We start from the raw sequence: 13,126 nt of genomic DNA on the forward strand, positions 1-13,126 counted from the left end.
GCTCTGTTCCCCTTGAGTGTATGCGTAACCCCTTAATTACGTCCTCTTTGAGAGGGAATAATAACATTTGTTCGGTCAAAAGTGGGAGATAAATTTAGTTGTCCAGGACGCAACTGACCTGCATTTTGTCCGTTAAACCCTACTTTTTGTAAAGAATCTACTGTTGTAGCCACTCCACCTGTCCCACTCAGGGGATCGGCAGTTCCCCCTAAAGCATCATTTAAAAATGTCTCCCTGAATCCCCTTCTTCTTCTTGCTTCTGGATCTTGTGTTTCTTCAAAAAAAGTGGGTCGGGTACGTCGAGATTGAGCAATAGTTTGAGTTTCTGAACTGGAGTGAGACGAGTTTAAACTTTCTGCTTGGCTATGTGAAGGAAAAAATCCTATTCCTCCTAGACTCAGAATCACAATAGCCAGGAAGGGATTCAGAACTTTTGAGTTGGGTAAATACTGATTCACGATTTTAATCTCCAAAACTTGTGTTCAATTGAGGACAAACTGCTTAGAACAGAAATGTTGTTCTGAGGACACCCATAAAAATTGTGTTATTATCAGCATTATGTTCAGGAGCAGTAATAACAAAGAAACCCGGAGTAACAAAAATGTTATCCGATACACCCCAGCGATAAAATGTCTCAAAGTGTAGAGACGTATTTCGATCGGTTCCGTTGGGTAAATCCCGACCTGCAACTAATTTAGGGGGTTGACCAATGATGAAAGCCAATAAGTCTCCCTCACGACCAAAGGGATCGGAAATCCCCACAGAAGCCGCGTAAGTTGTTGTATTAGCATAGGCATTGCTATTAAGGAAGTTCCCCATTGTAATACCTCCCCATGCCCCCAAGGTAACTTGACGATTAATCCGCCATTGAAACGATGCACCTAGAGCATTAACCTGTATGGGTTTCTCCAAACCGCCAGAAGTATCGGCATTTAAGCTACCTGTAAAGGTATCGAGGCTGCCATTGGCAGAGTAGGCGTTAATGTAAGTTAGACCTGCTAAAGTATTGCCAGAGGGTTTAATTAAAAACTGAACTCCCAATGTACTGTGATCGGAGCCACTGATACCTTGATTAGGATCGCTGCTGTTTCTTGTTCCATAGGCAACTTGCAATCGCAGCCAATCTGTTACTAACCAATCGGCACCTGCTCCTGCATCTAAGCTACCAATTTTAAAGAGAGGACTGGCTTCACCAAATCGAGAAATAGCTCCCCGTCCCGTATCAAAGTAGGGAGAATTCGCGGTAAGTACGTTGCTAAGACTGAAGCCGACAGGTCTAGCCGTAAAGACTACGCGATTGTTAAATGCAGGAAATCTGTATTCTAATAGGTCTAACGCGATTCGGTTATTGGTATCAGTCTGAGAAGATAGCAGGGCCATGTCACCAAATCCTGGTTTCTCAACTGTTCCGGCATAGCCTCGATTGGCCGAGTTTCCACTAACTAAGCCAATTCTTAAGCGATCTAAACCACTAAAAGATGAGACGGTTCCCACACGCACCAAATTATTAAAAACGGGTTGGTTATTACTTTGGTCTCCAGGGGGGTCGCCTCCTGTTGCTGTGGCTAACGCAAAAATGGCTTCTCCTCCCAAAACTGTAGTTGTGGAGAATCGGTTAGCTTCGAGTTCAGCAGTACGAGCTTCTAAAGTATCAACCCGACCTCGTAAGGTAGCTAATTCTGCGGCAAACTCTTCTTGCAGTCGCTGTAAAACGGCTAAGTCTTCCTGGGTTATTTTATCGACTGCAGATGCAGCAATTAATTCATTGACTCGTTGCAAGCAAGCATTCAAACCCGCAGCAAACTCGTAACGAGTCATGGCTCGATTCCCTTTATAAGTGCCATCGGGATATCCGCTAATACAACTGTAGCGTTCAACTAAAGATTGTAAGGCTTGAAACGCCCAATCGGTAGGCTGTACGTCGGACAGTTGGGAAACAGATGTGACCTGACCTTGAACTTTTACAAAGTCATCTTTAACCTGCTGAGGCTGTACGTCGGACACTTCGGAAACAGATGTCTCCTGACCTTGAACTTTTACAAAGTCATCTTTAACCTGCTGAGGCTGTACGTCGGACGCTTGAGAAACAGATGTCTCCTGACCTTGAACTTTTACAAAGTCATCTTTAACTTCCTCTTTGAGAGTCGGGGCAATGTTTTGAGGTGCGGTTGGGGCGGTGGCACTTGATGGTAATGAGTCTAGAGACTGGGCAAATGTAGTATCCTGAAACGTGAGTACAAGTAATATTGGGAAAATGGACAAAAAATACTGTATTCGCATAAACTCCTTTTCATAAGATATTTTTGTAACAATATAATATAATTGATTCAGGATTTACGCAACTGGCACATGGTGATGAGTGCGCTCGCCCCAACTGACTCAGGATTGCGATCCTCTTCGAGGGCTGCGCTAACGACGGATTTGGACTATCCTAGACGGACGTTGGCGATCGGCAATAAACCTGGTTTAATCGAATTCCCGATCGCACATATGGGATTTTTGAGAAGGTGCGATCGGCCAACTAATTTTGCGTTTTGTGGATGGAAGAGTCGCGAGTTCAACTTGTTGATATACTAGGGTGTTTTGCTTTTAGGAAATAGTATAAGTAAATTCACTTAATTACACTTAAGATCGGAATGGCTAAAAAGCTTGCTGTACAAGCATTATTCCTTCTACTTAGCACCCTCAAACCGTTCTAGCAATTGAATCTGTTGACCAGGGATTCCCTCAAAGTAATTAAAGCAAGACCAGTTAGTAAGGGAATTAGTTTGGTGTTCTTTTTGCAAGACATCTAATGTCCGGCGCTACCCTGGCGGTTGCTATAACTTAGACAGGATAAGCATTTGGCGTTGCTGATTCACGGTATGAATTAACTTTTCTCGGAAATTACAAAACTCACCCGACTTGGCTTATCGCAATTGGGAAATCTGAATTCCTACCTGTATTCAGCAACGCCAGCATTTTACCTCAAACCACACCCCTGAAAGAAACCACGCCCTGTCCCCGACAAAAATTATTCCCTTAAAATGTTTCTTCTCCTGTGGGTTCTTGGTGGACAATACCTCGCTTTTGAAGGCGATAATTCGCTACAACCGGGTAAACAACACCGCGTATCCGATTGATCGCACCTACTGGACGATGAACTGCTAAGCCGTTCCAGGGAGAATATCTCAGGTTTTCGTTGAAATCAGATTGTTTTTCATAATCAATAATCTGATGCTTGACGGTGAGACGACCTACTCTCAAGAAGGGTGAATCCTTTTCCTTCCAGACATTGATGCCATCGTCGATCGGCATTTTTAGGCTGGTTTGGAACTGAATGCCAAAATCCCACCAGTATTGAGCATCAGGTTTCGCCAAGGCTTGAATTAGATCATCGCGGTAATAATTGTCTGGTTGTTTGGGAGCGAAACCCAAGGCTTTAGCGCGATCGACAAAAGGAATTTTAGGAATTCCCGGTCGAGATTGTTCTGGAATTATCCCGTGCGGTGGTTTGCATGAAACCGGAGTAAACCCATACTTAATTACAGCAGGATATTCGACAGGAACTTCACCAGGCTGGGAGGGATCGAAATCGGGATTGAGACCCAAAGCAGAGGGTGAACCGCTCCAATATTTGGCTGTTAGCAAACTCTTCGGAGTCCGGCTACCCGTAAGCGTCGAGACAGCTAAAAAGTGTCTGGGATGTCGCATTAGCCACTTTTTCAATGTCTCTGGTGATTCAACCAGAGCAGAAAAAAAGCCGTAGTAGTCTTTGATGGTTTGGCTCACAAATATCTCTGAATTGTGAACAATGATGTCCTGGGTTTGTGACTCGTGGCTTTGCGCCAGTCGTTCCCCTTCCACCCCCATCACTTTCACTGACATTGAGCGCGAATCTTTTTGGTAATCAGGGTATACTGTGGTAGCCCCGTTAGCAAATCGCAGCCAAACAGGATATTGTTTGGGTTTGGCTAGCAAACCTTGCTTAAGGGAAATCGCATTGAGTTGCGAAGAATTTAACGAGGCGCGTTTGCCCAATTCCCGTTTAATCTCTTCCTCATCAAAGTCAAAAATTTCCAGAGTTCCTTTAACGCACGCATGAGTTTTGGCGTGAGTATCTCGCAGGGCCCGCTCCTTATCCCCGTAAAGATTATCCATCCGAAGCTTGGCCTGCTCAACCAAAAGATCGTAGTATTTGCGTTCGTCCTGTTCGGGATATTCGGTAAATAACTTTTTGTTCATAACATAACCTTCGGTTAATCGCTAAAAAAGGTTCTACACAAACCGTTGCATCTGTTAAACAGTATAACTGCTGGTGCAATTGCTCCCGAATTGCCGTAGCCGAGCGCTTGCGAAAAGATCGCCTTTTTATTCCTCATTTTTGAGGGCGCAGGTGTCTTTGCGCCCCCAACTAATTTGAGTCTTAGTTGTCAGTTACAACTTAAAGCTCGAAGGAGACTTTGTACTTGGGATCGCTTGGAGGAACATTACGATTCACTAAATCAGAGACTGTTTTGGTATTTTGGATAATTTCCCAACCAACCTCAGAAAAAGTTTCCTTATTGAAGACTTTAGGCGATAACAAAGGATTAGTTAAAGCTTGGGAGAAAGCATCAATGCCAATTATCCGTGCTACTAAAGGCGGAATTGCTGAATTTTTCCGGACATCTTCAGCGTACAATCCGACAAATAATTCAATGTTATCAACATGACCGTACAACTCTTTTAATTTCTGTTGAGCGTATTCGTCACCCGTAATTTGATTGAAATCAGTCACCTTGGGATAACCACACATTTCGCGGTAATCGTTATAACTGGCTAACTGCGCCTGCCGTCCGAGTTTAACAGATGCTAGTTCGGTAGCATCAATAAATGTATAGGGTGTTCCTGCGATCTTAAAATCAGGTGTGTTAAACAAACCAATTCTAGTGCCTGGTTGGGAACAAGTTTCTTCCATCAATGCACCCAACCCTTTATCGATTAACATCTGATTATTCCAGAGGGAATCGTACATGGATTTTTCTTTGCCGTCATAGGTAAAGGTTTCCGGAACCGCACTATGCCAGCGATAGACAAAACTAAACTCAATCGCCATCCAATTTTCTCGATACCAACTTTCCTTGGTAAAAGCTTCTGGATCGGCAAAAAACCTAAAATTATAGGGCGTAATGTGGAAAATGTACTCTTCCATAATGATATTGAGAACAATCACCATGAGAATATTTCTCGCGGTTTGGAAGAGCCTCTCATCGTCCCAATCCGGATAGCTTTTGGACAAAACATCACAAATTCGATTATGCTCCCTGATACATAAAGTGTTGAGCATGACATAGCCAATTTGGACGTTTGCCCGTTCAACTCCCATTGCAAATAGCTTGCCTTTCTTTTCGGGGGGTTGTCTTTTCTCATCATTAAGGGGTGCATGAAGACCTTCAAATTGAGGATCGATAATACCCTGCTCAGGATCGGCATAATAAAAGAGTGGATACTCTTCTTCTACGCCATCTTTGCGCTTGAGTTTTTGGGTTTTAAATTTACCGTCTTTGAAAGCTCTGAGCATATTTGTTTGTTTGCGGGTCAACCCGTAAACATTACACATATCAATCTGATGATTGGAGGTATTTTTGAAGCGGTTTTGCTGATCGATCCGCAGAAAACTATCTGTAAACCACTGCACCCAATAGGGAAAGAGCAGAGTCGATTTTTCCGAATAAATTGTTTTTCCGTCTCTTTTTTGGAATAAGGTCTTTACTTTGTCCAGTGGTGGTAAATTCCCTTCTTTGTTAAATTCCGGGTCGGGAGGTAAATGTCGCCCAGTATAAGTCTTGTCTGTAAGTGAATCCCAAGAGATATAGGTATCAGTTTTCTTGGGAATATCTGTCCCTGGAATTTTTGGATCTAAGCCCATTAAGCTATAGGGAAGCGGGCGAGTCGGAAGTTTGTAAATGATGCTATTGAGAAAAAATTTGTTTAGTTTACGTTTCAGAGGCTCGTAACTTTGAACTAAATCCCAAATTGGTTTGAAATGAGTCAACGTATATGCTAAAGCTTTGTTGCTCAATCCATCTCTAGATGTATCTCTTGTCATGATTGCTTTTCCTTTCGATTGTTGTAGATTAGATCGTCTTCTTATGTTCGGTTCTGAGAGCTTGATAAAGTTTTATCATTTTTCTATGTTTTCAATTACTTTGGAGAGAATCTTTTGCAGATTCTTAGGCCGATAGTCTTGGCTTTTTTTCAATCGCTCGATCGTGCTTTCGTGAAGATCGTCAATGGTATCCCCCACCTCGCGCCACTTGATTCCTGCCAATTTGAAGAACCCAGGATTGCTTTGAAATGGAACCTTATAATCAGGCTTGATATCCTCAATGGCCTCTGGCTCGAATTCCAGCTTCAATTCCAAGTCACTGATTTGATCCAACATCCACTTCAAGACAGTATCTGATAACCCGCGGTATGCTGGCGTACCACCGCCGATGCAGCCATGCTCGCCTGGAAACCAAACTTGACGAAGCTTCTGCTTCGGGGCATCAGGATTTTTCTTCATCAGGGTAACATCAAAGATTTCGCGAATTTCGTCGATCGCAACGGCGTGCAACGCATTCTCAATATCCTTATTTAAAGTGGTGTCGTGGAATTTGTACCTTGTTTTGATCTGTCCCTCAAACTTCTTCAATGCCGGTACAAGAGGAATACCAAGGGCTCCAACGGTGTCGAAACAACCAAGCAAGGTAATCGGGACGCGATCGCCGTTATCTTTGCCGTAATCTTGGCGGAAACTCTTTGCTTTGTCATCATTTGGTTTAAGGCCTCGGTCACGGTAAAGCTCGTAAGCTTCTGATGCCTTGGTAATATAACGGCGGGATAGGAGACCGGAGCAATAGATCATCCCCGCTAGACTCCTGACTGTGTAAGCACCGCGACTGAACCCGAATAGATAGATTTCGTCACCCTGATCGTAGTTGAAAGAAAGAAAACGATAGGCATCTTGTATATTTTTATCGATTCCCAGCCCCGTGACTCCGCCCACAATCTTGTTACTGTCTACTCCAATTCCCTCGTCATAAAACACGATCTGCGGAACCCCGTCACTGGCTGTCCGTTTCACGGCCTGGGCAAGCTTAACCACATTAGTTGGGCACTGAGTATCTAGTTTGTTCCAAGTTCCATCACAGCAAACTATCAGACGTTTCCCTGGTTTCGTCATTTTTATATTCTCTCTTTGAATCTGAAATTTGATAGCGACCTGTCATTGGTAATCGGTTACAAGAGAATTGCCACTTCCCGTTTTTCTGTCGCGTCCGGCGAGCCCTCCTAATTTCTTGCTCGACCAAATTATGATCGGGCTGGGCAATGTTGAGTTATTTCGATTCTCAGGATATTAGTCCCAAAACACCACCTAGTTGAGTTTGTTGTATTAAAATTTTAATTTTATTTATATTTCTTAACCTAAAAAATTCAGAGCGTGAAATCCTAGGTTTGGTTCTGGGAAAATACTCGATTCTCCTAAAACGTAAAAAATTCAGAGCGTGAAATCCTAGGTTTGGTTCTGGGAAAATGCTCGATTCTCCTAACAGGAGTAGTGATCCGACGCCCTAGCTAACAAACCTTTAAACACATTTACGCTCTGCCTTGTCAGCTTTTAAAACAGCTATATCTTATCAATTTTTCCGTTGGCTGCAAGATAATAGTGAGGTATTTGCCGCACACACCACATTTGGGCGATTTTGAGGTTAAGTTTTGTTTCAGTCACTCTCAGCTTTTCTGCGATGTGCTTGAAGTTTTTAACAATCTGTGGGCCTTTCTGGTTTCTCGATCGGTAAATTGGTGCGAAAATTTCCTAGCCCCGGTTTATTTTGACACTTGCAAAAGTGGGGACGATCGACCGCAGCGACTGGCTACGAGGTTCTCGCACCAAAACCAAAGGCAGAAGGGCAATCAAGCGAACACCAGCCGAGAGGGCAAACACTGCTCCCAAACTCATGCCAGGAAGTTCGGCAAGAAAGCCGCCGGCGGTAGTTCCCAAAGCCCCAGCTACTCCCGAAACTGCTGCGGCGATCGCAAAATAAGTCGAAGGTTGCTCGATCGACGCTATCTCCATTTGAATATTGTTACTACACAGCGCGATCGCCCCTAAAGTCGTTCCCCCTAGCAAGTGCAGCAGCGGCAGCCATACCCACACCGCAAACGGGTAATTGCCCGTACCCAACCACAGCAAAGGCGTTATCGCCACCACCAGCCCCACCGCAATTAGCAGGGGGCGATTTCCCCAGCGATCGGCTAACTTGCCCCAAAACATCAGCAGCAGTAGATTTGCCCCCGAACTCAAGCTGCTGTAAATCGTTACCAAACTCACATCCAAGCTTAATTCTTTCAGCAGGTAGATATTAAAAAAAGGCGCGCTGAGATTAACTGCAAATGTCCACACGCTAAAGTAAAGAATAAACATTAAGAAATTAGAATCTTTCAGCACAGAAGGCACAAAATCTGTTACTTGCTTTTCTTTTTTCTCTGTAAGTCGATGCCTCTCTGCATCTTTTTTATATAGCTGCGGATTCACATCAACCATGAAGAATTGACACGCCAAACTAATCATTCCAGCCAAAACACCCACCAATAAAACAATACCGTAGCCGAAAATTGGATCTGCGCCCCAAGTTGAAACTCCCCATCCCATCAAGGGCACTCCCAGTAAAGTGATGAGGCTGACAGCACTGTTGCGAAAGCCAAAATAGCGTCCCCGCAAACGGTGAGGGACCACGGCTGCCATCCAACTGAACCAGTTAGAATTTGCAAAAGCTCCCAGCACGCTAGCTGCTACGACTGTTACCAGCGTCCATTGCAGCAGTTGGTGGGGGTCTGCGTACTGGGATCCCCAAACAATTGCCACTGCGAACATCAGCCACAGCAGCCGCGACAAGCCGAATACAAATAGGTTGTACCAGTGGCGGCTGGTTGTACGGTCTGCGATGTAGGCTCCTAATGGTTGCAGGAGATTTACCACCATCGGAATAGCCGAGAATATACCTATTTCCACGCTGCTGGCGCCGAGTTGCAGCAAGAAGTTGCTCAGGAGCACGCCGGCGGTCGCCGACTCGAAGACAGTGGCAAAAACGCCGTCTAGAGTTGAGGCTTTCAGGGTCGAGCGAACCTCTTGTTTAGAAATTTTGAGATCGGTTTTTGGAGATTGAACGAGCTGAGATATTTTCTTGTCTAGTATTTCTGGAGTCTGAAGGGAGAGAGGTTCATTTAACTGTGCAACTGGTTCAAACATAGTCAATCGATTTTAGATTTTAGATTTTAGATTTTAGATTGGAGAATTGAAGTAACAGGGTTAGATAAAACCAGCCCCACCTTCAAGAGGTTAGCTCGAAAGTAGGACTGGCACGTCCGGGTAATTCATATCAATATAAATGACTTGCAATCGCTAGGACATCAACCGCTTGGGAGATATAAATTGGCTAATTGTAAAAAAGTAGGTTTTAGCGCTTAACAAGGAAGCGATCGCAGCATTTCGCCTGCCAAAAATTGCTCGAATTCCCTCTCAAACAAGTCGCCCCAAGGGCCCAAGCAAATTTGGCGCAAGATCCTCCATTCGGCTCTCAAACCTTTACGGCTAGCTAAATCTATAGAATGAAGTACGATCTACTTGCCGAGTATTGCTGAAGGACGATTTGTACCTAATTCCTGGAATCCGTTTGTTCAGTCCCAGCGCTGGCGATCAAGATTCCGGGTTGTTTATGGAAATCCCCCGCACGTGCCCGTAAGGCTTCGGAGTGGGTTTTTGGCGATCCTCTACGAGGGCTCCGCTAACGCACCTCAAAAAAAGTGTGGTTGCGATCGGCAACTGGTAACACAAAATTATTCTTTGACAAAAATTACGCTAAGTGTAATGATAGCAAATCCTAGAATTAAGCTTAAATGTTTGAGGGGTATCACTGCTGCGGCGTGATGTCGATCCCCGCCCAATTTACGGATTTCTGCATTTGATTGTGACAAAAACTCAACCTTTATCCGGGTATACACTGCCAGTATTTGCCTGTGCGGCCGCACTTGCAGCTTTGCGGTGCTTGCGTGAGGGTATTTACTCTCTAGATAGCGTATCAGTAAATTTACTGGAACCGCAAATAACGGCAGAAATTCCGATCGAACAGGCGTCTGTACTCAAAACTGGTACCGCTTTAGGAGTAACTCGCTCCGATCCGGGGGAAAATCTCGATCTGACTCGCAACACCCCCGTTTGGGCAATGGTGGAATTGGGGAATTGGGAAGAGGGGGAACAAATACAGATTGTTGGGGGCGAGGGAATTGGACATCATAAAGCAGGTGGAGGAGCGGCAATCTATGATTATGCGATGCGGCTGCTGCGATCGAATTTGAGCCGAGAACTCGCACCCTCCGCAAAAATTACTGTCACCCTGATTCTGCCGTCAGGGCGCCAACTGGCCGCCCGCACTTCTAACGAAGCTTTCGGCGTGGTAGAAGGACTTTCGCTGCTGGGTACAACTGGCATTTCTCAACCCCTGAGCGCCCCCGGACAGTTGGAAGTTTATCGCGAACAACTCCAACAAAAAGCCCAACTGTTTGACTGTTTGGTTTTCTGCATCGGCGAAAACGGCTTGGATTTAGCCCGACAACTGGGGATTAATCCTGATAGGCTCGTCAAAACCGCTAACTGGCTCGGCCCGCTGCTGGTAGAAGCAGGATATCAGGGCGTGCAGTCAATTTTGCTGTTTGGCTATCACGGGAAACTGATGAAATTGGCTGCGGGGATTTTTCACACTCACCACCACCTCGCTGACGGGCGCAGGGAAATTCTCACAGCTTACTGTGCTAAGGCCCGAATGCCCGCCGATGCGTGTTCCGCAATTTTTGCCGCAGCGACAGCCGAAGACGCTCTCGGGCAACTGCGGGCTTTGGACGCTCAAAGTGGCAGCAATTGGGTCGATCGAATTTACGGCGACATCGCCCAACAAATAGACTTGCGCTCATCGGATTGCATTTTTACTCACACCAACCGGAGAATCCCCGTGGGGTCGGTGATGTTCGGGCGCGATCGCAAAATTATTGTTAAAAGTGATATAGGAGATACATTTTTGACCCAAATTTGTTAATGTAGTGTGAATATCCCTGAATTCTGTTTAAAACATCGCTCAGGGATAATATTTAACAAGTAATAATTCTTTGTCCCTAGACCTTAATTATACTAGGTTGCTTGGGGACGCAGTTTTTGAAGCCAGAGTTCAATTAATTAGGGTAAGGATTGAAGTAAATCTATGCTTGCCCTCGACCCTATTAATCGACTACGAGCGCTGACTGCAATCTAGTATAAATAAGATTTATTCCTAGCGACTAATGCTTGCTCGCCTTCCTCAGTCTAGTAGTGAAGGGGCGACAAATACATCCCCTACTTTCTGCCCAATTAGCAATTAGCAATTACGCAATAACCGTGACTACTCAAATAAAAACTGAATCAGACCTCACAAACTCTTCTCTGGGGCAGAGCGATCGCCAGACGATCGTGATTCTCGACTTCGGTTCGCAATATTCCGAACTGATTGCTCGCCGCATTCGCGAAACTCAAGTATATTCAGAAGTTATTTCTTACCGCACTACGGCAGAACAGTTAACAGCTATCAATCCTAAAGGAATTATTCTTTCAGGAGGCCCGAGTTCTGTATACGATGAAAGAGCTCCCCAATGCGACCCAGAAATTTGGAATTTGGGAATACCGGTGTTGGGAGTGTGTTATGGGATGCAGTTGATGGTAAAGCAGCTCGGAGGAACGGTTGAGCGGGCTAAGTTAGCCGAATACGGCAAGGCATCGCTATTTATTGACGATCCTACAGATTTGCTGACAAATGTCGAAGAAGGCAGCACGATGTGGATGAGCCACGGAGACTCCTGTTCCGAGTTGCCGTCGGGTTTTGAGATCCTCGCTCACACGGACAATACTCCGTCTGCTGCTGTTGCTCACCACGAGAAAAATTTGTACGGGGTTCAGTTTCACCCAGAAGTAGTTCACTCGATCGGGGGAATAGCTTTAATTCGCAATTTTGTTTACCACATTTGCGAGTGCGAACCGACTTGGACGACAGCTACTTTTGTGGAGGAATCGATTCGCGAAATTCGCGCGCAAGTGGGAGACAAACGAGTTTTGCTGGCTCTATCCGGCGGCGTAGATTCTTCTACTTTGGCTTTCTTGCTGCACAAGGCGATCGGCGACCAACTTACCTGTATGTTTATCGACCAAGGGTTTATGCGGAAGTATGAACCAGAACGGTTGGTAAAATTATTTAAAGAACAATTCCACATTGACGTTGAGTATGTTAATGCTCGCGAACGCTTTTTAGCTCAACTTGAAGGGATTACTGATCCTGAAGTAAAACGCAAGCGGATCGGTCACGAATTTATCAACGTATTTGAAGAAGAATCGAAGCGTCTGGGCCCCTTTGACTACCTCGCACAAGGTACTCTTTATCCTGATGTGATTGAGTCGGCTGATACTAATGCAGACCCGAAAAGCGGCGAACGAGTTGCTGTTAAAATTAAAAGCCACCACAATGTGGGGGGTTTGCCGAAAGATTTACGATTTAAGCTGATTGAACCGCTGCGAAAACTGTTTAAGGATGAAGTGCGAAAAGTCGGCCGGTCGATCGGGCTACCGGAAGAAATCGTCAACCGACAACCTTTCCCTGGCCCGGGATTGGCGATTCGGATTATAGGAGAAGTTACCGCAGAGAGACTAAATATTTTGCGGGATGCTGACTTCATTGTTCGCCAAGAAATTAACCGGCACGGATTGTACGGTGAACTTTGGCAAGCTTTTGCAGTTTTGCTGCCGATTCGCAGTGTAGGCGTGATGGGCGATCAGCGCACTTATGCTTACCCGATCGTCTTGCGATTTATTAAGAGTGAAGACGGGATGACGGCTGATTGGGCGCGCGTCCCTTACGATTTGTTGGAACTGATCTCGAATCGGATTGTGAATGAGGTTAAGGGGGTGAACCGGGTGGTTTACGATATTACTTCTAAGCCGCCGGGAACGATCGAGTGGGAGTGATTTGTAGTTAGCGATTAAGTAGGCGGACTAATTTTTTTGTCTGTCTACTTATTTTGATTTGGGATAAAAAGTCAACAGTCG

9 protein-coding genes are annotated in these 13,126 nt (G+C 45.1%); 3 read left to right on the forward strand and 6 right to left on the reverse strand.

The annotated features are described in order from the left end of the window. Positions 1–32: 32 nt before the first annotated feature. On the reverse strand, positions 33–458 hold the full coding sequence (locus QUA74_RS01580) for a hypothetical protein (RefSeq protein WP_333324343.1): 426 nt from the start codon (positions 456–458) through the stop codon (positions 33–35). Positions 459–501: 43 nt separating this feature from the next. Then, positions 502–2,280 (reverse strand): iron uptake porin, encoded by a 1,779-nt coding sequence (locus QUA74_RS01585; protein ID WP_333324345.1) that lies wholly within the window; start codon positions 2,278–2,280, stop codon positions 502–504. 42 nt (positions 2,281–2,322) lie between these two features. Here QUA74_RS01585 and QUA74_RS01590 point away from each other — a divergent pair, with 42 nt between their 5' ends. Continuing rightward, the gene (locus tag QUA74_RS01590; protein WP_333324347.1) at positions 2,323–2,577 is read left to right on the forward strand and encodes a hypothetical protein; all 255 of its coding nucleotides are present in this window, start codon (positions 2,323–2,325) and stop codon (positions 2,575–2,577) included. A 444-nt stretch (positions 2,578–3,021) separates the two neighbouring features. Here QUA74_RS01590 and QUA74_RS01595 read toward each other — a convergent pair whose 3' ends face one another. The 4 genes from QUA74_RS01595 to QUA74_RS01610 all read right to left on the reverse strand — a co-directional run bounded on the left by QUA74_RS01595 (position 3,022) and on the right by QUA74_RS01610 (position 9,256). After that, the gene (locus tag QUA74_RS01595; protein ID WP_333324349.1) at positions 3,022–4,224 is read right to left on the reverse strand and encodes a catalase; all 1,203 of its coding nucleotides are present in this window, start codon (positions 4,222–4,224) and stop codon (positions 3,022–3,024) included. 199 nt (positions 4,225–4,423) lie between these two features. Next, positions 4,424–6,070 carry a peroxidase family protein gene (locus QUA74_RS01600; protein WP_333324351.1) on the reverse strand — a complete coding sequence of 549 codons (1,647 nt, stop codon included), beginning with the start codon at positions 6,068–6,070 and terminating at the stop codon, positions 4,424–4,426. 75 nt (positions 6,071–6,145) lie between these two features. Beyond that, the gene (locus tag QUA74_RS01605) at positions 6,146–7,189 is read right to left on the reverse strand and encodes a DUF2235 domain-containing protein (RefSeq protein ID WP_333324353.1); all 1,044 of its coding nucleotides are present in this window, start codon (positions 7,187–7,189) and stop codon (positions 6,146–6,148) included. Positions 7,190–7,822: 633 nt separating this feature from the next. Next, on the reverse strand, positions 7,823–9,256 hold the full coding sequence (locus QUA74_RS01610; RefSeq protein ID WP_333324471.1) for an MFS transporter: 1,434 nt from the start codon (positions 9,254–9,256) through the stop codon (positions 7,823–7,825). Positions 9,257–9,974: 718 nt separating this feature from the next. Between QUA74_RS01610 and cbiD the strand changes: the two genes are divergently transcribed. Next, on the forward strand, positions 9,975–11,096 hold the full coding sequence (gene cbiD / locus QUA74_RS01615) for a cobalt-precorrin-5B (C(1))-methyltransferase CbiD (RefSeq protein ID WP_333324355.1): 1,122 nt from the start codon (positions 9,975–9,977) through the stop codon (positions 11,094–11,096). Between the two features lie 335 nt (positions 11,097–11,431). Further along, the gene (guaA, locus tag QUA74_RS01620) at positions 11,432–13,045 is read left to right on the forward strand and encodes a glutamine-hydrolyzing GMP synthase (RefSeq protein ID WP_333324357.1); all 1,614 of its coding nucleotides are present in this window, start codon (positions 11,432–11,434) and stop codon (positions 13,043–13,045) included. The last annotated feature ends 81 nt before the right edge of the window (positions 13,046–13,126 follow it).

It is taken from the genome of Microcoleus sp. LAD1_D3 (genome assembly GCF_036702135.1).
Classification (GTDB): domain Bacteria; phylum Cyanobacteriota; class Cyanobacteriia; order Cyanobacteriales; family Microcoleaceae; genus Microcoleus.